This window comes from Pseudomonas syringae group sp. 243L2 (assembly GCF_032587875.1).
In the GTDB taxonomy this organism is placed as follows: Bacteria; Pseudomonadota; Gammaproteobacteria; order Pseudomonadales; family Pseudomonadaceae; genus Aquipseudomonas; species Aquipseudomonas amygdali.
The window spans coordinates 24,921-44,075 of sequence record NZ_JAWHPL010000010.1; the positions used below are offsets into that span (position 1 = coordinate 24,921).

15 protein-coding genes are annotated in these 19,155 nt (G+C 57.8%); 7 read left to right on the forward strand and 8 right to left on the reverse strand.

Translation table 11 applies throughout. The features are described from left to right. Positions 1–128 precede the first annotated feature (128 nt). Together RYB66_RS04030 and RYB66_RS04035 are read right to left on the reverse strand one after the other, a co-directional pair. A complete protein-coding gene (locus RYB66_RS04030) occupies positions 129–1,286 on the reverse strand; it encodes an HlyD family secretion protein (protein ID WP_054996511.1) in 1,158 nt (385 codons plus the stop codon). Then, the gene (locus RYB66_RS04035; RefSeq protein ID WP_316893880.1) at positions 1,283–2,962 is read right to left on the reverse strand and encodes an MFS transporter; all 1,680 of its coding nucleotides are present in this window, start codon (positions 2,960–2,962) and stop codon (positions 1,283–1,285) included. The genes RYB66_RS04030 and RYB66_RS04035 overlap by 4 nt, the downstream gene beginning before the upstream one ends. Before the next feature lie 278 nt (positions 2,963–3,240). Here RYB66_RS04035 and RYB66_RS04040 point away from each other — a divergent pair, with 278 nt between their 5' ends. After that, on the forward strand, positions 3,241–4,338 hold the full coding sequence (locus RYB66_RS04040) for an enoyl-CoA hydratase/isomerase family protein (protein WP_316893882.1): 1,098 nt from the start codon (positions 3,241–3,243) through the stop codon (positions 4,336–4,338). 3 nt (positions 4,339–4,341) lie between these two features. Next, a complete protein-coding gene (locus RYB66_RS04045) occupies positions 4,342–5,493 on the forward strand; it encodes an acyl-CoA dehydrogenase family protein (protein WP_004664374.1) in 1,152 nt (383 codons plus the stop codon). A gap of 43 nt (positions 5,494–5,536) precedes the next feature. On the opposite strand, the gene RYB66_RS04050 is transcribed toward RYB66_RS04045, so the two are convergent. Both RYB66_RS04050 and RYB66_RS04060 read right to left on the reverse strand, forming a co-directional pair. Beyond that, positions 5,537–10,762, reverse strand: a complete 5,226-nt coding sequence (locus RYB66_RS04050) for a dermonecrotic toxin domain-containing protein (RefSeq protein WP_410478400.1) — start codon at positions 10,760–10,762, stop codon at positions 5,537–5,539. A gap of 137 nt (positions 10,763–10,899) precedes the next feature. Continuing rightward, on the reverse strand, positions 10,900–11,469 hold the full coding sequence (locus RYB66_RS04060) for an NADPH-dependent FMN reductase (RefSeq protein ID WP_004660698.1): 570 nt from the start codon (positions 11,467–11,469) through the stop codon (positions 10,900–10,902). Positions 11,470–11,680: 211 nt separating this feature from the next. Between RYB66_RS04060 and RYB66_RS04065 the strand changes: the two genes are divergently transcribed. Further along, the gene (locus RYB66_RS04065) at positions 11,681–11,896 is read left to right on the forward strand and encodes a hypothetical protein (protein WP_005743892.1); all 216 of its coding nucleotides are present in this window, start codon (positions 11,681–11,683) and stop codon (positions 11,894–11,896) included. A gap of 46 nt (positions 11,897–11,942) precedes the next feature. Here the strand turns inward: RYB66_RS04065 and RYB66_RS04070 are convergent, their stop codons facing one another. After that, a complete protein-coding gene (locus tag RYB66_RS04070; RefSeq protein ID WP_002552752.1) occupies positions 11,943–12,497 on the reverse strand; it encodes a GNAT family N-acetyltransferase in 555 nt (184 codons plus the stop codon). A gap of 21 nt (positions 12,498–12,518) precedes the next feature. Continuing rightward, positions 12,519–13,298: a DNA polymerase III subunit epsilon gene (dnaQ, locus tag RYB66_RS04075; RefSeq protein ID WP_002552751.1), complete on the reverse strand. Its 780-nt coding sequence runs from the start codon at positions 13,296–13,298 to the stop codon at positions 12,519–12,521. A gap of 260 nt (positions 13,299–13,558) precedes the next feature. Here dnaQ and epsC point away from each other — a divergent pair, with 260 nt between their 5' ends. Continuing rightward, complete coding sequence (gene epsC, locus RYB66_RS04080) at positions 13,559–14,323, forward strand: serine O-acetyltransferase EpsC (protein ID WP_316893887.1); 765 nt, start codon at positions 13,559–13,561, stop codon at positions 14,321–14,323. A gap of 15 nt (positions 14,324–14,338) precedes the next feature. After that, entirely contained in the window at positions 14,339–15,244 is a 906-nt protein-coding gene (locus RYB66_RS04085) for a VOC family protein (RefSeq protein WP_316893889.1), read from the forward strand. A gap of 21 nt (positions 15,245–15,265) precedes the next feature. Here RYB66_RS04085 and rnhA read toward each other — a convergent pair whose 3' ends face one another. Together rnhA and RYB66_RS04095 are read right to left on the reverse strand one after the other, a co-directional pair. Beyond that, positions 15,266–15,715: a ribonuclease HI gene (gene rnhA / locus RYB66_RS04090; protein WP_002552748.1), complete on the reverse strand. Its 450-nt coding sequence runs from the start codon at positions 15,713–15,715 to the stop codon at positions 15,266–15,268. A 46-nt stretch (positions 15,716–15,761) separates the two neighbouring features. Further along, positions 15,762–16,523 (reverse strand): methyltransferase domain-containing protein, encoded by a 762-nt coding sequence (locus RYB66_RS04095; RefSeq protein ID WP_316886887.1) that lies wholly within the window; start codon positions 16,521–16,523, stop codon positions 15,762–15,764. A gap of 81 nt (positions 16,524–16,604) precedes the next feature. On the opposite strand from RYB66_RS04095, the gene gloB reads away from it, so the two are divergent. Further along, positions 16,605–17,384 (forward strand): hydroxyacylglutathione hydrolase, encoded by a 780-nt coding sequence (gene gloB, locus RYB66_RS04100; RefSeq protein WP_005782266.1) that lies wholly within the window; start codon positions 16,605–16,607, stop codon positions 17,382–17,384. Between the two features lie 99 nt (positions 17,385–17,483). Beyond that, positions 17,484–19,070: a lytic transglycosylase domain-containing protein gene (locus RYB66_RS04105; protein ID WP_002552745.1), complete on the forward strand. Its 1,587-nt coding sequence runs from the start codon at positions 17,484–17,486 to the stop codon at positions 19,068–19,070. Positions 19,071–19,155 lie beyond the last annotated feature (85 nt).

Genomic DNA, 19,155 nt, shown 5'->3' on the forward strand with positions numbered 1-19,155 from the left:
CACGCTCCAGCGTAGGAATGCAGGTCGCGACGCGGTGTGCCGCACGATAGTTGCGATTATCGTTCCGCACGCTCCAGCGTGGGAATGCAGGTCGCGACGCTCTGCGTCGCACAATAGGGGTGGCGAGATTATCGTGCCTCGGGGCCCGGTGGTTCATCACCCTCTACGCTGGTATCGATACTCACCACCACCGACATGCCCGGCCGTAAATGCTCGAGCATTGGCTGATCGGCATCGACCACGATGCGCACCGGGATGCGCTGGGAAATCTTCACAAAGTTGCCGGTCGCGTTATCGGCAGGCAGCAGGCTGAATTCAGAACCTGCGGCAGGCGAAATTCGTTGTACGTGGCCGTGCATCTCGTGACCGTCGAGCGCATCGACGGTAAAGCTTACCGGCTGGCCAAGGCGCACATGGGCCATCTGGGTTTCTTTCATGTTGGCAACGATCCAGCGCTGCTCGGGTACCAGCGCCATCAATTGTGCACCCGAGTTGACGTAGGCACCCAGGCGCACGCCGATCTGCCCCAACTGCCCGTCACGCGGGGCGACAATGCGGGTGTTGTCCAGGTCGATGCGCGCCAGTTCGATGGCCGCCTGAGCATTGGCCACTGAAGCTTCCAGTGAGCCACGGTTGACGATCACCGTTTGCAGATCCTCGCGGGCGATCTGCAATACCGCCCTGGCTTCAGCGACCGCGGCATTTGCCTGCGCATCGGCAGCACGGGTCACATCAAGCTCGCTTTTCGATACCGAGCCATCGGTCACCAGTGCCTGATTGCGGCGCAGATCGGCAGCACTCTTGCGGCTCTGGGCGATGCTGTTCTGCAGTTCAGCCTGGCGCTGGCCGATGGTCGCTTCGGCACTGCGTCGCTGTTGCAGGTTATTGGCCAGCGAGGCTTTCTGTACCGCCAGTTGCGCAATGGCCTGATCCAGGCGCTGGCGATAAATACGATCATCCAGACGCACCAGCAAGTCGCCGGCCTTGACGAACTGGAAGTCCTGAACCGGCACTTCGTAAACATACCCGCTCAACTGCGGCCCGATCAGCGTGGTCTGGCCCTTTACCTGGGCGTTCTCGGTGCTCTCGATCGGACTTGCGAACGGTGGCAGTTGCCAGGCGTATAGCACAACCAGCACCCCGACCAGCGCGACGGCAGCGAAAATCACCGAAGACACGACTCGCTTGCGGGTCGAGCGCGGCTTGCTGGTCACCGGCGACGTCAACGGTGCAGGTGGCGGCGCGCTGCGGGTTGCTTCTGTATCTGAGGTCGTGGATTCGTTCATGAAGATTTAACGCCGGAATTGGATACGGAAGGCGAAGCGGCAGGTGCTACAGGTGCCAACGCCAAAGGTTGAGTGGTCATTTTCAGCCACAGGACCCGGGCTGAAATCCAGATCATGGTCAGTACGGCAATCAGGGCGATCAGCATGAACACATCGTTGTAGGCCAGCACATTGGCTTCTCGGGTCGCAGCCGTAGCCATCGCGCGCATGCCTTGAGTATTGCGCAGCGACGGGTCGGCAATCACTGAACTGTAACTGGCGCTGTAGCTCTGCAATCGCGCCTGAACCAGCGGGTCGATAAGGGTCAAGTGCTCAACGATGTGACTGGAGTGAAACTTCTCGCGCACGATCTGAAAAGTGCCCAGTGCAGCAGACCCGATCAGGCCGCCAATGTTTTGTGTGATCCCGAACAACACCGAAAAACTCACCATGTTGCGCGGGTTGGCCAGTACACCACTGATCCCCAGCACCAGCGTCGGACCGAGAAAAAACGTACCGCCGAATGCCAGCAGGAATTGACTGAGGTACATGTTCGACTGACGGGTCAGATTGGTCGAATGACTGTCCATCCAGGCACCGATTGCCATCATCGCCAGAGAAATCAGCAATGGCTTGATCAGGTGCGCAGGGTTGATGGTCAGCGCACTGACCGCCAACCCGGCCACACTGCCCAGCAACATCACCATGTACAGCGTGTGCAGCTGCTGACTGCCCATGTTCAGCGCCTGAAGAAAGCCTACGGCGCCCACTGACTGCTCGGACAGCACCACGCGAAACAGGATAACGGCCAGCCCTAGACGCAGAATCGCCCCGCTGCCGAGCCAGCGCGTGATCAGCAACGGATTGCTTCGGTTATGCTCGATGGCCAGTCCGGCGCAGATCAGCACAATGGAGGCCGCCGACGCCAGACCTATCCACTGCGCTTCCAGCCACCATTCAATGCGCCCCAGCGAGAGAACGGCACAGAGCAGCGCAAAACCACCAGCCAACAGGCCGAAGGTCAGGAAATCCAGCTTTTCGAACGCCTTGAAACGATCACCCGGTGGCAGCTTGAGCAGCAGTACGCAACCCAGCGAGAGTAGCGCCATACCCAGTTCAAACAGGTACAAACCGCGCCACTGGGCGATCTGCAACAAGTCTTCTGACACCAGCCGGGCCAGCGGCGTCGCCAGCTGGGCAGTGCCAAGCCCGAGCACCAGCGCCTTGAGCCGCCATTTCTGCGGAAACGCCTGAATCATGTAATACAGCCCAAGGGTACTGAGCGCAGCACCGACCATGCCGTGCGCCGCACGCACGGCGATGGCCGAGTCAATATCGTTGACGAACAGGTGCGCCAGCGTCACCAGTGCATAAAGCACTAGAAACAGTTCGGTGAACGCGCGCAAACCGAACTGCTGACGAAACTTCACCAGCAGCAGGTTCATCGACACATTGGTCATGATGTACGCAGCCGGCAACCAGGCGATGTCCTGCGACGTCGCACCCAGCGCACCCTGCAAATACGGCAGGTTGGCAACCACCAGCGCGTTGCCTAGTCCGCCAGTCAGCGCGACGATCACCCCCACCAGCGCAAATGCCCAGCGCCGCGCATCGGAATGCAGAGGCGTCGAAGGCGAGCCGGGCATGGTTGGACGCTCATGGGCGGCCCACTCGCGCGGGGCATATTTATCAGTCATAGAGAACGGTCATGGAGACTTTCATGGGTGCACCCGAGGAATTCCCTTTTGTGACACTAATGACAGTCATAATACTCATCAGCCAGGCAATGATTCACCCCGGTCAGCCCGGCGCATTAAACTCAGTCTCGCCGCAAACGCTCTAAATAGTGGCTTTGTAAAACTTCAGGCTATGCTTAAACGCAGTTTTGCTTTGCACATTTGCGCTGCTAGGATCTTCTGCGACGCTCCAACAAGACTCGAACAAGAAGAAAGCGCAACCGAACAAGGAGTTCAGAATGAGTTCACAGGTTTCATCGGCCCGCCCGGTTCGGCAACCCTCCAGCCGGGATTCGATCGTTGTCGAGGTGCGTAACCACATGGGTCACCTGACCCTCAATCGCCCCGAAGGCCTGAACGCAATCGATCTGGATATGGTCCGCACACTTCGCCAGCAGCTTGACCTCTGGGCTGACGACCCGTCTGTTCATGCAGTGGTTCTGCGCGGCGCAGGTAGCAAAGCATTCTGCGCTGGCGGCGATATCCGTTCACTGTACGAAAGCCATCAGAACGGCCAGGACCTGCACTACACATTCTTTGCCGAAGAGTATGAGCTGGACCTGACCATTCACCGTTACCGCAAACCGATACTGGCCCTGATGGACGGTCTGGTGCTGGGCGGCGGCATGGGCCTGGTCCAGGGCGCTGACCTGCGCGTGGTAACCGAACGCAGCCGGCTAAGCATGCCGGAAGTCGCCATTGGCTACTTTCCGGATGTCGGTGGCAGTTATTTCCTGTCGCGTCTTCCAGGCGAGCTGGGCACCTGGCTGGGCGTGACCGGGTCCCAGATCGGCGCTGCCGATGCCTTGTACTGCGGGCTTGCCAACTGGTCGATGAACAGCGAAATGCTGCCGCGCCTCGACCATATGCTCGACCACCTGAAATGGAAATCGACGCCGCTCAAGGACCTGCAGGGTGCCCTCGCCAAGCTGGCGACCCAGCGCCTGCCCTACCCGCCTCTGGAAACCCTGCGCCCGGCGATTGATCATTTTTTCGGCTTGCCGGATATCCCCAGCATACTCGAGCAGTTGCAAGAGGTGGTCATCGGCGACACCCGCGAGTGGGCGCTGGATACCGTCGGCCGCATGAAGCGTCACTCGCCGCTGGCGATGGCCGTGACCCTGGAAATGCTCCGTCGTGGCCGTCACTTGCCACTACAGGAATGCTTTGCCATGGAACTGCACCTGGACCGCCAATGGTTCGAGCGTGGCGACCTGATTGAGGGCATACGCGCCCTGATAATCGATAAAGACAAGAAGCCGCAATGGAAACACGCCAGCGCGCAGGACGTCAGCAGCGCGCATGTGCAGGGTTTCTTCAGCGGTCTGGAGAATTAAGTCGTGCACGACCTTGAATTGACCGAAGAACAGGTAATGATTCGCGACATGGCGCGCGACTTTGCCCGCAACGAAATCGCCCCGCACGCCCAGGCCTGGGAAAAGGCTGGCTGGATCGATGATGCGCTGGTCGCCAAACTTGGCGAGCTGGGCCTTTTAGGCATGGTGGTGCCGGAGCAATGGGGCGGCACTTACATCGACTACGTCGCCTATGCGCTGGCGGTTGAAGAGATCTCCGCTGCCGACGCAGCTACCGGCACGCTGATGAGCGTACACAGCTCAGTCGGCTGCGGGCCGGTGCTCAATTACGGGACTGATGAGCAGAAACACACCTGGCTGGAAAAGCTCGCCACCGGTCGGGCGATAGGCTGCTTTTGCCTGACCGAACCGCATGCGGGCTCCGAAGCACATAACCTGCGCACTCGTGCCGAGTTGCAAGGTGATGAGTGGGTCATCAATGGTGCCAAACAGTTCGTCAGCAACGGCAAACGCGCACAACTGGCCATTGTGTTTGCCGTGACCGACCCGCAGCTTGGTAAAAAGGGCCTGTCAGCGTTTCTGGTACCCACCGAAAACCCGGGGTTCGTGGTTGACCGCAGCGAACACAAGATGGGCATCCGGGCGTCCGACACCTGCGCCGTCACCTTGAACAACTGCCGAATCCCGGCGGCCAACCTGCTGGGCGAGCGCGGCAAGGGGCTGTCCATTGCCCTCTCCAATCTGGAAGGTGGCCGTATCGGCATCGCGGCGCAGGCCCTGGGCATCGCCCGCGCCGCGTTTGAGGCCGCGCTGGCCTATGCGCGTGAACGCGTGCAGTTCGACAAGCCGATCATCGAGCACCAGAGCATCGCCAACCTGTTGGCCGATATGCACACCCGCATCAATGCCTCGCGGCTGTTGATTCTGCATGCCGCGCGCCTGCGCAGCGCCGGGCAGCCCTGCCTGTCCGAAGCCTCGCAAGCCAAGCTGTTCGCTTCGGAGATGGCCGAGTGGGTGTGTTCCAAAGCCATCCAGATTCATGGCGGCTATGGCTACCTGGAAGACTACCCTGTCGAAAGGTACTACCGCGACGCGCGCATCACCCAGATCTACGAAGGCTCCAGTGAGATCCAGCGTCTGCTGATTGCCCGCGAACTGCGTCACTACCTGGTCTGATAAACGCGACTGCCCCGGCGATGCCTGTCGCCGGGGCATGCTGTCAGCGCGTCATGAATCGCTCCCGCCCAAGCAGTGTCACCAGCAACGCGACCGAGTCGGCGTTTTTAAGCGTGATGTCGATACGCTTGCGAACATCGTCGTAAAACACGTCTCGAGCCTCATCAAGGGTCTTCTTACCCGCTATCCGCAGAATCGTCTGCTTACCATTACCGTCCGTTCGCCTCAAGTCGCGCCACACGTCTTCATCCAGCTGCCTGAACAGTTTGTCGCGGTCAGTGTGGTAGGACAGGGTCTTCTGCTGTTGATAGGTCAGCTCGTTTCTGATGCGCAGTCGATACTCCGATGCATCATCCAGCAAATCAACAAACGGCGCCTGAGATTCGAGATAGGCAATGTCGTCAGTCTTGAGCACCAGGTGAGATAACTCATGAATCAGGATCGTGGCGCGATAATGCGGACCATGCTTGAATTCACCCGAGCGAATGACGTTGAGCTTGAAACGGTAGGTAGGCAAACGAAAGAACTGCTCAGTCAGAAAAACCCGCCTTAATGGGTCAGCTTCGAAGATAAACGCACTGGCGGACTCGTTGCCCACCCGGTTAATGCCGACCACGTAACGCTTGGAGTCGATAGGCGACATCGAAGGGCTCATCAACTCCTCGTAAATCTTGGTAACGGCCTTTTTGGTGACTTTATACACATGCTCATCCGGGACCTTCTGAGCAAAAAAATCAGCCAGTATCTTTTCCGTCCGTGGATCTGGCTTTCCGTCCGGCAATCGCCTGGTCAGGTTGGCCAGGCAGTTTTCCAGATAATGCTGAGCCTGAACATATGCATCTTCGATGGCCTGGGCCATTTCTCGATAGGAATGTCGAATCTCGGACATACCTCGAGCATTGATGACTATCAGGTCGTCAACCAGATCATCAATGACGCTGCCTTCAATACGGGTAAGCGCACCACCGCCACCTTTTAGTCCGCCCTGAATATCGAGTTTCCATTGCTGATCGGCATCAAGACTGACCGAGGGGCCAATCTTCTTGCCCGCAATAATGAACCAACCGTCCTCATCGGACTGCAATTCATAGGTCTTACCACCAATGGCTGCATACTTTCTATCGGTGGCCGGATCGCGGTAGACACTTAACAGCTCATCCCTTTGCAGCGTGTCCAAGGCGATCTCATGAGCTTCGAATTCGCGCAGGCGGTCCCTTATCTGCTGCGTCAGTGAGCTATTGCTCCAGGAAAACCCGGACTCATTGGGCTCATCTTCCAGTTGCAAAAGCGTGTCGGACAGAGCAGCGTCGTCCGGTAACGTGCTGGTCTCGTCAACCGTACGTGATGTGAATGCCGAAGAGTTCTGCCCGGAAGAGATCATTACGCTCAAGGCAGCCATGAACTCCGACAGGGCCTTGCCCCAGTGCTGCCCCCCGGCCGAGATGACCGACAGATTCAATAGCGCCTGCCCCTGGATGATACCAACCAATGCACCCAGACGCCCCGGCATCAGTGCCATGACTTGCTCGGCCCCCAGAGTGAACAGGTACCGGGAAGCAGCGCGGCGCTGTTCGGCATTAGTGACGCTGTGCTGTTGCACTTGTAACTTCAGGGTATCCAGAGCGCCCTCGAACATCAGCAGCAGACAGTTACCGTTATAGGGATCGATTTGCACGGTCACCGGTGCAGGAGTATCAAAGGGCACGTCAAAAGAAAATTCTGCACTGAAAGGTAGATGCGGCTCCACGAAGCCACCTTTGTCATAGACTTTGCGCAGATGGGGATCAACACGATCCAGAATGTACGCTTGAAGATAGGTAGAGGTATGGATGTCCCTCAACAGCGCAGCCTGGTCCGGGTACTCCTTGAAAACAAATTCGTCGTGCAGTGGCGCGTAAAGCACCCACGGTCCCGATTGGCTTTCATGCGGCCCCATCAGATACGTATTGAGTACGAGGGTCGGCTCCCAGCCTTCCTTGGCAGGGAGCAACTGCAGGGGGCTGAATACCATCTTGCAGCCGTTGACGGGAAGGCGTGCAATGGCATCAGGCATATCAAGAACGTTTTCGATAACCGTATAAGCTTGCTCGGACAACTCATTCTTGAGCCTGAGCGCAAACGCTCGCAGTATATCCAGCGAAGGGATCTGATCGACGAACAGTTTGCGTCGCTTAAGGTAATCAGGAGCAGTCGCGGCAAGGATCGGCTCGAGCATGCTCCGGTAACCCGCAGCGATGTCCAGCGACCTCACCAGATCACGAACGTAAGCCGGAGTGAGCGACGCGTTCAGTGGCTTATCGTCCGCTGATGAGAGAAGGATGACCCCGTCCTGCCTGGACAGGAAACGGTCGATGGCATATTCCACAAGGGTTTCGCTGACTGATTGTGTGGCCGCCGGTATCGACTGGGGTGTCTGCCCCGGTGCGACCGGGACGGGAATGTAATGCGCCATTGTCACCCGGACGCTTTCAGGGTCAGGGCGAGGCTCGGTGAAATCGGTGTTGAACCTGCTTTTCAGTCGCTCGCAGGAGTAGTCATAGAGACTGGGTATATCAAACAAAAAATCTTTCTGGCCGACACAGGTCACATAGAACCGCTGCAGGGCATTCACCAGCGTAATCTGATCAGTCCCCGACGCTTCGCTGACCCATGAAGGGACGATGGCTTTGTAGATGATGAACTGGATGGCAACGCCCAGATAGCCAAGAGCCTGGCGATTTCGGTCATCGCGCTCTCCTGCACTCAGCAGGTTGACGAAAAGTTCTGACGGTACCCGCCAAGTCACGGCCTGCTGATAAAGATACGCCACGGTGCTTCGCTGACGTTCCACCTCGCCACGTTGTAACGTTTCGATGAAATGCTCTTCAATGCGTTGCAGTTTTACCTTGAGATCCAGCGTGCCAGTCCGGGTACGATGATCAAGCAGCCTCTGCCTGTCCGGCTCGGCAAGAACCCCCGACAAGTGCGAAACCAGTTCGAAACCTGTCAACCGCGCAGCAACATAGTCTTTCAGTGCCTGCAGGGTTTCGAAACTTACAAGTCCCTTGCTCAGTACCCACAGAGCGGGCGAGCTGTGAGCAAGCCTGTTATTGATCACGAACGCGTTGGGCACCTGGATTGCAGGTGATTCAGGATCGAACTGAACAGAAACGGTGAACGCATCGACCTGTGACTCACCCAGCGCCTCCCTGAGACCAGGCAGTGGCCGGTCCAGTAATTGCTGAACGCTCTCGATGACCGACTCGGGAAGCAAACCTGTACGCTTTTCAACAAGCAATTCCAGGCGCAGTGCATACTCGCGGACCAGGCCGGATATCACACCGGGGCGCTCGCTGCTATCCAGCTGACGAACCGTACGTGAATAGAATTGGCTGATTTGCTCTTCGAAGCGGCGAGGAAACTCCTCCTGTACACAGACCAGTATGTGTTCGAGCAATGCCAACGGCAGGCGTTGCAATGGCCGATTCAGAACCGGAGTTATCAGCCCTGCCACCACCACGCTGTCTGACAGGGGGTCCTGCGTGTAGCCGCAAACGCGGTCAAGCGCCAACGAAAGTAGCCGCACAGGCACCGCATCCATGGCAGCCGGCAAGATCCAAAGGGTCCGGGCATCCAGAGGTGGTCCTCCAATTACAGCCAGGTAACGGTTCAGCGCGTGACGCATGCAGCCCTCTACACCGGCATGCAGAACATCAACGCGCTCAAGCAACACATCAAGCTTCTTCAGTTTGCCAATCCAGTTGTAAGAAGGCTCGGAAACAAGCTTCGGATGCTCCCCCACGCTAGCCTGGATCGAGGCTCCCCAGGTTTGGCCAAAGGGCAGCACTTCCGGACGCCAGCGCCCTGAGTCGTGGAGGTTTGATAGCCGGCCATCCAGGAGTCCGCGAATATCCAGTGCATCATCAACCCGAACCGGATTTTTTTCGTATTGGATCGGTGGCAGGCCCAGGACATAACGCAGATTGCGCTTTTGCAGAGCGATCACAGAGTCAGCGAATTCACTGAAAAACACGTTGGCGAACGCATCCTGATACGACTCGACCTTACCCTTCTCTTTAATGGCAAGGTGATCGTTCAAGGATGAATAAAACAGCAGCTCGGCACGTGAGGGGTCGCTCAGTACGTGCGCTATTGCACGAGCCGGATCATCAAAGCGCAAGAAGCCCGACAGCGAGAAGTAGAGAAACGCACTCGACGGCTGTTCTGCGGGAAAATCAATCAGGAACACGCCCACCAGCTTGACAGGCTCCTGTCCCGCAACGGTGACTGACAACCGTTGAACGCGTATCGACTGTGCATTCCCAGGTTGCGAGGGTAACAGGCTGAGCAAACAGCGATACTCTGCCTCAGTCATCGTGCCATATGCCCGGCTCGATAAAAGATGCTGAAGAAAACACTCAGCGAGCGCATGACCAATAAAGTCTCTTACTGTACGGCCGTCCTGTCGTTTTGACATCCAGTAGTCAGACAGCAATTGCTCGTATGCATCGCGGACTCCCGAAACCACGTCAGCCAGCGCCAGCTCGAAAAGCTCGCTCTGCGCTTGCGGCAAGACAAGGCCCCGCGCATCCAGAAATTGCCGTATCAGACCCGTCGGAAGAACGTTCAGGGAAAATGCCTGCACAGCAGCATCAGCCAGATACTGAGTGCCCACTACCGATGACACCACCGGATTGGCTCCGGGGTCAGTGCCCAGAATCTGCACCACCTGACTGAAAACGTCGACGCTGTCTGCGACGCCTCTCTGCACTAACGCCGTCTGCAAGGCCTTGCCTGCCGCAGCTCGCAGGTCCGGCAGCTCCTGCAACTGGACCAACAGGCGTTCCAGATGCCCGGCCTGCTGGCGCATGATCGCCAGCGTACGCGCTTCGAAGAGCGAGCCCTCGACACGCTCTGCCTCGATAGTCGATATATCGCTGACGTCGCCAAACCGCTGCTGCAAGGCAATTAGCAGCGAAGTGCGGCTCTCGAATCGCTCGACCCCGAAGGTCAGGGTACTCAAAAACACTGGCGCGACACCTGGCGTGGGGTCGCTGATTAACAAGGCACCCGCAAGTTCGGCGTTATCGGGCGAATTGTCGCCTATGATCAGCCGATCAGCTCTTGGACGGGGTGCATCGCTGTTGGGCTCGACACTTACTCCGACCAATAATTGCAGCCACTTGCCGTCTTCACTGCTGATGCGCGAGCTGCCGACTGCGTCATGAATGTCCTGTGTGAATCGGCTGCGCAGAGAGTCGCTGAAAAAATAGGGAAGTACTGTTGGCATGTGCTGTTTCCTTTGAATAGCCCTCATCGCTCACTGCGCCGGGGCACGTGGCAGAGGAAAAGGAAACAGCTTATTGAGGTAGCACGACGCGCCTGCGTTACATAAAGCAATGGGTCCGCAGGCGCACGTCGCTCACATCAATTAACGGAAGGCTGGACGTTCTTTTCAACCCATGCAGCGAAGGCGTTGATGAACTTCTCCAGAAATGGCCGTGTCTTGTCGGACAGTGCGCCCGCTTCATCGAAAAAGCTTCCAGCGCCACCCAGGTATGCCTCAGGCTGCTGAAGGCACAGCACGTCCAGAAATACTAGAGACTGGCGCAGGTGATGGTTGGCACCAAAGCCACCGACAGCACCCGGAGAAGCGCTTATGACCGCGCCGGGTTTGCCGCTGAAAGCGCTTTTGCCGTAAGGACGCGAGCCCACATCAATGGCATTTTTCAGGGCACCCGGCACCGAACGGTTGTATTCCGGTGTTACAAAAAGCACGCCGTCGGCAGCGCCCAACTGGTCGCGAAATGCACTGTAGGCTGGCGGCGGAGAAGCGCCATCAATGTCTTCGTTATACAGAGGCAAATCGCCAATTTCGACGATATTCAGTTTAAGGCTGGCAGGTGCCAGCTCCGCGAGGGCAAGCGCAATTTTTCGGTTGATGGAGTCTTTTCGCAGACTGCCGACCAATACGGCAATGGTATGAACCTGGCTCATGAAAATATCCGTCATCTGATTAATAGGGAAGATCAGGTATACAACAACAGCCGCCTTTAGACGACCATTGCCCTGGTCAATTCCCCGACGCGCCACAACCGCCCGGATTATTTTTTTCCTGCCGGCAAACTCACCTATAGATCAGTGGTCTACTAGCCTCGATGGATTCGTAAACCAGCAGTTATATTCAGTTTCAGAGGTTACAGAGCAAATGGCTTCAGTTCTCGTCGGACAATTTCATGCCAGAGACGCCGAAGGTCGCGTCTACCCGGTCCATGAATTCCAGGAATCGCAGCCGGGTGAGGTGCAGGGCGGGCAGCCGGTAATCACTTACAGACTGGCAATTGGTGACCGGGTCAAGCATCTGGGTGGTGAAGACTTTCAACTGGTGCAATCGGGCGTAAAAATCACCCGTACACCGTCGTAATACAGGCAGAACTCCCGCTCGAGCTGCCGCTGCCAGCGGGAAGTTGCTAGTCAGAAAAGATCAGATACCAGAAAATCGCCGTTTCACGTGTGTTGGGATCTATGCCTCTATAGCGCATATGATCCACCCCGCCTACCACGTATCCACAACGCTCATACAACCTGCAGGCACCCAGGTTATTGTTCTGGGTTTCCAGAACGATGCCGGGCAGATTGCGCTTGCGGCTCCAGAATTGAGCGACATCGAGCAATGAGCGCGCGACCCCATGACGACGCGCCGACTCGTCTACCGCCAATTCATCGATGTAGGCGAACCCGCTCCAGTGAGTGCTCATCACGATATGGCCAACCGGGCGGTCATCCAGCCAGGCCACCATCACCGAACTCGTGGCGGCATCGCGATGATCGGCAAACTCTTGAGAATCGATACCATAATTCTTGCTGTACGGCTCGACCAACTCAACCTGCCATGAATCAACGCTTTCGCCGATACGCGGTTGGGCATAGCCAAGCACTGTAAACGTGAATTCGCTATTGAGAATGTAGTCCTCGAAGCATTCGTCTGCGATCCGAATGCTCAAGGCAGGGTTTGCCAGGTTCATGTCACCACTCGCTGGTTGCTGTCAGGAGGACGTCTGCGCTGCGGCTTCCAGCATTTGTACCCACAAAGCAGGTGCACCGGATGCCTTGGCAATGGTGCTCATACGGACTTCATGCTCGGCCAGTTCACTTTCCGAAGCACGAATGATGCGGCAAGGTTTGCGATCGGCAGGCAAACGGCGGATTTCGCTGCCTCGGTTGCCAGAGCCTTCACCGGAGCCGTTGCCGTCAGAGGCATTACCAGCCAGCGACAGGCTGGTCTGCCCGCCGGTCATCGCCAGGTAGACGTCGGCCAGAATTTCAGAGTCGAGCAGTGCGCCGTGCAGCTCGCGGCCCGAGTTGTCGACGCCGTAGCGCTTGCACAGGGCATCCAGACTGTTGCGCTGCCCCGGATGGCGCTCGCGGGCCATCATCAGGGTGTCGAGGATCGAACAGTGCTGGGTGATATCAGCCCTGTCCTGCGAACCCATCAAGGCAAATTCGTTGTTGATGAAGCCAACATCGAACGCTGCGTTGTGAATGATCAGTTGCGCGCCTTTGATGAATTCGAAAAATTCATCGGCGACTTCGGCAAACCGGGGCTTGCCGACCAGAAATTCGTTGGTGATACCGTGAACACCAATCGCGCCTTCGTCACTTTCGCGATCAGGTTGCAGGTAAACGTGAAAATGCCGACCGGTCAGGCGCCGGCCAATCAACTCGACACAACCGATCTCGATGATCCGGTGACCATCTGTCACCGGCATACCGGTGGTTTCGGTATCGAGAACGATTGATCTGTTATCCAGGTTTTGTAATGCCATTGACTGTCGCCTCATCTACAGGCCGCGATTCTAACACGCCATGGAAGCTGCGAGCCTGTCGGATCCATCCGCAATTGAAAGGGATAAACGTCAGCAGGCGCTGCAGGGATACAACGGATGCGGCGATTTTACCCGGAACTCGCACGCCTCCCGAGTTGCACCATGAGTTGCGATAAAGGCAACAGAGTTCCGAGTTTGCGATGATTGCTGACGCGTCTGCCGCGTGTCCATACTCGACCCATCGGCAACAGGAGATCGATATGAGCCTTCTCTGGCAGCGCCTTCGCGATCAAGCCCGGCAACTGACCGAGCGCAACCCGGTACTCGGCGATTATGCGACAAGCCACCTGCTGGTCTATTCGACTTTCGAGGATGCGCTCGCTGCGAACCTTGCCCGACAGATGCAGGCCCAAGCGAGTAACGTGGCGCTGGAAGACTGGTTCAAGGCGATCATAAAGGCCAGGCCGTCCATCGCTCAGGCAGCAGCTGCCGATATCAACCATCTGGAAACAGTCAATCCTGCCTGCCCGGATCACCTCACGGCCTTTCTAACCTTCCGTGGCATACAGGCCGTTCAGGCATACCGCATCGCCCATGCACTGTGGGCTGAGGGCGATGAGCAAAGCGCGGTGCTAGTACAGAACTGGGCGGCCAACACCTGGAGCATCGACATTCACCCGGCGGCGCGGCTCGGAAAATCCCTGTTTGTCGACCATGGCATCGGCCTTGTTATCGGGGAAACCGCTGTAGTCGAAGATCAAGTGAGCCTCTGGCACGGTGTCACGCTGGGCAGCACCCTCAACGAAGCAGGCGACCGACACCCGAAAATCCGCAGAGGCGCACTGATTTGCGCCGGAGCAACCGTTCTGGGGAACATCGAAGTAGGGGCCAATGCCATCGTGGCGGCCAACTCGGTCGTACTCAAAGCTGTGGGCGCTGGAACGGTCGTCGCTGGCACACCGGCAAAGGTGGTGGGTAATGCCCCTGCTTTTCTGGCGACCTTTACGACAAAATCCAAAGGCTAATCAGGAGCTATTACCATGACAGCCGTCGCTCAATTTGCGCAGGGTATCGATCATCCTCTTGTCACCGTGCGTAATCATGCCGAGGCTCTGGAGCTGTATCGCAGAATGGGCTTCGCGCCGTCGCCGGTCAGCTACCACCCTTGGGGAACCGTCACCTCGTTGATGATGTTTCCCAGTAACTTTATCGAATTGATCGGCGTTGAAGATGCTTCGAAATTCGGCACCCACTCGGTAAACGGTTTCTGCTTCGGACGTCAGCTGGGTCAATTCCTCGACCGCGGCGAAGAAGGCGTTTCGCTGGTGGCGCTGCACAGTAAAGATGCCGACAATGACCACGCGCGTATGGCGGCTGCAGGGCTTGAAAGCCAGGGCCGTATTGATTTTCGTCGAAAAATGACGCTCCCCGATGGTCGCGACGATGAAGCCGTTGTTTCGTTGGCGCTCTTCATCGACCCGGAACTCCCGGACGCCTCCAACTTTATCTGCCATCAGCATCGTCCTGAACTGATCTGGGTGCGCGGCTGGCAGAACCACCCCAATGGCGCAGACGGGATTCTGGCAATCACTTATCTGGCAGACCCCAAACGGCTTGAACCCCGCTGGCGAGCTATCTATGGCGATGCAGTGAAATACAACGGTACTGTGCTGGAAGCTGATACCCGATGCGGCTTATTGCGAGCGATTGACGCCGCTACAGCTGCCCTGGAATTTCCGGGCGTCGAACTACCTGCAATTACCAGGGAGCGCCCCCATGCGATTTCCATCCGGCTGCGCACCACGAGCCTCAACGATCTGCGCGCAATACTGGCGCGTAATGACGTGGCTCATCATGAAATACGGGGTCATGAAATACCGGACCGCGTCCTTGTGGCGCCGCACGCGGCAGGCAATGTCATCCTCGATTTCGTACAGAGTATTTGACTGAACGTCGACTGACGACTATCAGCTTTTTATGCCACGCACTTCGTCAACACCACGGTTGGCGAGCTGGTCGGCACGCTCGTTGCCGGGATGGCCGATATGGCCTCGTACCCACTGCCATTTCACATTATGCCGGCTGACCTGTTCATCGAGCAGCTGCCACAGATCGGCATTTTTGACCGGCTCCTTGGCCGCGGTTTTCCAGCCGCGTTTCTTCCAGTTGACCATCCACTCGGTAATGCCTTTCATCACGTACTGAGAATCGGTCACCAGCGTCACTTCGCAGGGACGCTTGAGCTCTTCGAGCCCGCGAATGGCACCCGTCAGCTCCATGCGGTTGTTGGTGGTGTTGGCCTCGCCACCCCACAGCTCTTTTTCGACACCCTTGCACACCAGCAGGGCACCCCACCCGCCCGGGCCAGGATTGCCCTTGCAGGCACCGTCGGTGAAGAGTTCAACGCTATCGCTCATTACGACCTTTCCAGAATGATGGGCTTCATGTGCAGCAGGGCATTGCTCAGGAATGATCCTGAGTGTTGCGACTGACCTTGGCCATCGGCATGGGAATCAGCTTGCCGATAGGGTCGCGGCGTACCTGACGTACAGGCCTCAGGCCTACCACCAGTTTACGCGCCACCAGAAGGTAGAAGCCGCCACCGGGGCTCTGACGTCCTTCGCCGAGGCTTTCGAGCCCAGCAAGACGTGACTGCCATGCCGCTGAAGCAAGGGGCGGACGATAGCATCCGAAGCGCCGTTTCTCCAGCGCGAAGCCCAGCAGGTTCAGCCAGTCGGCGACCCGCGAGGATGAGATGCAGCGCGCCTTGCGCAGCGCATCCCGAGCGAACACGTGACGCATGCCCCAGGCGCTCCAGGGGTTGATGCCGATAATCAGCAAGTGCCCGCCCGGCCGAACACTGCTGGCTGCTTCACGAAGTAGCCCGTGGGGCGACAGGCAGAAATCCAGGCCGTGTTGCAGTACCACGACATCCGCCGCGTGTTCGCTCAATGGCCAGGCCTGCTCTTCGCAGACAATCTCGACGCCCGGCAATGGTGCTCCGAGCCGCACATTGCGTTGCACCTGCGGGGCAATCGGCGGCGCTTGCGCCGACGGGCCGTAATGCACCAGATAGCCGCCGAAATACCGCCCCAGCTCTTCGTCGAGAATGCGCCGTTCCTCTTCGAGCAGAAGCTGCCCCAGCGGCCCGGAAAGCCATTCACGGGCAGCGCGGATCAATGCAAGCCACTCAGGATCAGCCTGAGCGAACGCTTCATCGGTCATGAGTTCTCCTCCAGAGGTGCTCGCTTACAGCGGCAACAGACCCTAAGATGCACCATTGTCCGCCGCTATGCGAACTGCGCCATGATACAGATCCACGCCCTTCCTGCTTTCAATGACAACTACATATGGTTGTTACAAGACCTTTCGAGCCAGCAATGCGCTGTGGTCGATCCTGGCGACGCGAAACCGGTGCTGGGCTGGCTGGCGGAGCATCCTGACTACCAGCTGGCCGATATCCTCATCACCCACCACCACAATGATCATGTCGGCGGCGTGGCGGAACTCAAGCAGGCGACCCGGGCACGCGTACTCGGCCCTGCGGCAGAGACTATTCCGGCACGCGATATCGCACTGGTCGACCATGACCGACTGACAGTGCTCGGTCTCGAGTTTGTGGTGCATGCAGTTCCCGGCCACACGCTCGGTCATATCGCCTTCTACCATGAAGACGCTACAACGCCCTTGCTGTTCAGCGGCGACACGCTGTTCGCAGCAGGCTGTGGACGTCTGTTCGAGGGTACGCCAGAGCAGATGCATGACTCCCTCGAGCGTCTGGCCAAACTGCCGGACAGCACGCTGATTTATTGCGCCCACGAATACACGCTGAGTAATCTGCGCTTCGCCCAGGCCGTCGAGCCCGATAATCAGGATATTGCCCAACGCCTCGCCGAAGTCACCCGCTGGCGTAGTGAAAATCGCATCAGCCTTCCTTCAAACCTGGCTCTGGAAAAACGCACCAACCCGTTCCTGCGAACCCGGGAAACATCTGTTAAAGAAAAAGCGGACGAACGGAGCGGCGGGCAAAACACCTCGCAGAGTGCGGTCTTTGCCAGCTTGAGGGCATGGAAAGATAAGTTCTGACCCGACCATAAAACCGCAATAAAATTCTGAAAGGTTGACCGACGGCAGGCTGCTTCCTAGAATCGCCCGACATTTTCGTCTGGATGTACCCCCCGAACAATGTCGTCATCTATCAGCAAGCCTTCACATTCGGACGCATTGACTCGGTTGGCTCAGGCCATGGCTGTCACCGCGAGTGCGCTTCTGGCCGGTTGCCAGAGCACTGCCAGCGTCGACCCGGTCAGCAGTCATCGCACGCCTAATCTGGCCGCCGGCATCAAGCAAAAACCGATTTTCCTGTCTCACAAGCCCGTCACTCCCCTCGCCCCGCCACAAGATGTGTGGGAGCGCATGCGTCAGGGCTTTCAACTGCAACAAGGCAATGATCAGAACCCCCGCATCGATCAACAGCGCCTGTGGTTCGCCAACAACCCTTCCTTTCTGGAAAACGCTGGCGAGCGCGGCAGCCTGTACATGCACTACATCGTCGAGCGCCTTGAAGAACGCAACATGCCGCTGGAACTGGCGCTGCTGCCGGTCATCGAAAGCGCCTACAACCCGATGGCCGTTTCACGCAGCCAGGCTGTAGGTCTATGGCAGTTCATCCCCTCGACCGGGCGTTATTTCAATCTGCGTCAGACCAGCTTTTACGACGGACGTCGTGATATCCAGGCCTCGACTGTTGCCGCACTGGATTACCTGACACGCCTCCATGACATGTTCAACGGCGACTGGTTGCTGGCCCTGGCGGCCTACAACGCGGGCGAAGGCACAGTGAGCCGTGCCATCGAGCGCAATGACAAGCTCAACCTGCCGACCGACTACTGGAACCTGCCACTTCCGCAGGAAACACGGGACTATGTGCCCAAGCTGCTGGCCTTGTCCCAGGTAGTACTGTCGCCGGAAGCCTATGGCGTCAACCTCAATCCGATCGCCAACCAGCCCTATTTCGAAGTCGTCGAACTCAACAAGCGCGTCGATCTGTCCAAAGTGGCCAGCGCTGCCGATATTGACGAAGATGAGCTTATCCAGCTCAACCCTGCCTACAAGAAGCGCCTGACGGTCGATGGGCCTCAGCATCTGCTGGTGCCAACGTCCAAGGCGCAACTGCTGACGGCCAGCCTGCTGACCATGAAACAGGAAGAGCTGGTCGCCTGGCAGCCTTACCGCGTACGCAAGGGCGATACTCTGGAAAGCCTGGCGAGTCGCTATCAGGTCACGGTCAGCTCGCTCAAGGGCAATAACAAGCTGTCCGGCAACCGCCTGAAGGTCGGTCAATCACTGAGCATACCGGTCAAGCCGGGCATGCAGAATTCACAGCCCGTGTTCGAAGCGTTGGCCAGCAACGACAAGCCGTCACGTACCCGAAGTTACAAGGTGCGCAGCGGTGACAACCTGACCACCATCGCGCAAGCCAACAAGGTGGATGTCGAAGACCTGCAACGCTGGAACAAGCTGACCGGCAAGAAGCTCAAGGTCGGCCAGACGCTGGTCATGCAGGACACCAGCAAATCCAGCAGTAAAACGGTCGCCAGCGCCAAAGACGGCGAAAAGAAATCCATGCAGTACAAGATCCAGAAAGGCGACTCGATGTACCTCGTCGCCAAGCGCTTTAACGTCGAGATGCAACATCTCAAGCGCTGGAATCCACGTAGCGGGCAGGCCCTCAAACCCGGTCAGACCCTGACCGTTTACCTGCCGCACTGATGGCCGCGGCCACTTGCCCTTCGATAACCTTGGGGCGGGTGGCCGATGCAGCCCCGGCGGCGCAGTCACCTGCAGTCTTTTTCCA

What these genes read in the sequence shown, in the direction of transcription:
- RYB66_RS04030 (WP_054996511.1), bottom strand. Translation starts at nt 1,286, where the DNA reads ATGAACGAATCCACGACCTCAGATACAGAAGCAACCCGCAGCGCGCCG.
- RYB66_RS04035 (WP_316893880.1), bottom strand. Translation starts at nt 2,962, where the DNA reads ATGACTGATAAATATGCCCCGCGCGAGTGGGCCGCCCATGAGCGTCCA.
- RYB66_RS04040 (WP_316893882.1), top strand. Translation starts at nt 3,241, where the DNA reads ATGAGTTCACAGGTTTCATCGGCCCGCCCGGTTCGGCAACCCTCCAGC.
- RYB66_RS04050 (WP_410478400.1), bottom strand. Translation starts at nt 10,762, where the DNA reads ATGCCAACAGTACTTCCCTATTTTTTCAGCGACTCTCTGCGCAGCCGA.
- RYB66_RS04060 (WP_004660698.1), bottom strand. Translation starts at nt 11,469, where the DNA reads ATGAGCCAGGTTCATACCATTGCCGTATTGGTCGGCAGTCTGCGAAAA.
- RYB66_RS04065 (WP_005743892.1), top strand. Translation starts at nt 11,681, where the DNA reads ATGGCTTCAGTTCTCGTCGGACAATTTCATGCCAGAGACGCCGAAGGT.
- RYB66_RS04070 (WP_002552752.1), bottom strand. Translation starts at nt 12,497, where the DNA reads ATGAACCTGGCAAACCCTGCCTTGAGCATTCGGATCGCAGACGAATGC.
- dnaQ (WP_002552751.1), bottom strand. Translation starts at nt 13,298, where the DNA reads ATGGCATTACAAAACCTGGATAACAGATCAATCGTTCTCGATACCGAA.
- epsC (WP_316893887.1), top strand. Translation starts at nt 13,559, where the DNA reads ATGAGCCTTCTCTGGCAGCGCCTTCGCGATCAAGCCCGGCAACTGACC.
- RYB66_RS04085 (WP_316893889.1), top strand. Translation starts at nt 14,339, where the DNA reads ATGACAGCCGTCGCTCAATTTGCGCAGGGTATCGATCATCCTCTTGTC.
- rnhA (WP_002552748.1), bottom strand. Translation starts at nt 15,715, where the DNA reads ATGAGCGATAGCGTTGAACTCTTCACCGACGGTGCCTGCAAGGGCAAT.
- RYB66_RS04095 (WP_316886887.1), bottom strand. Translation starts at nt 16,523, where the DNA reads ATGACCGATGAAGCGTTCGCTCAGGCTGATCCTGAGTGGCTTGCATTG.
- gloB (WP_005782266.1), top strand. Translation starts at nt 16,605, where the DNA reads ATGATACAGATCCACGCCCTTCCTGCTTTCAATGACAACTACATATGG.
- RYB66_RS04105 (WP_002552745.1), top strand. Translation starts at nt 17,484, where the DNA reads ATGTCGTCATCTATCAGCAAGCCTTCACATTCGGACGCATTGACTCGG.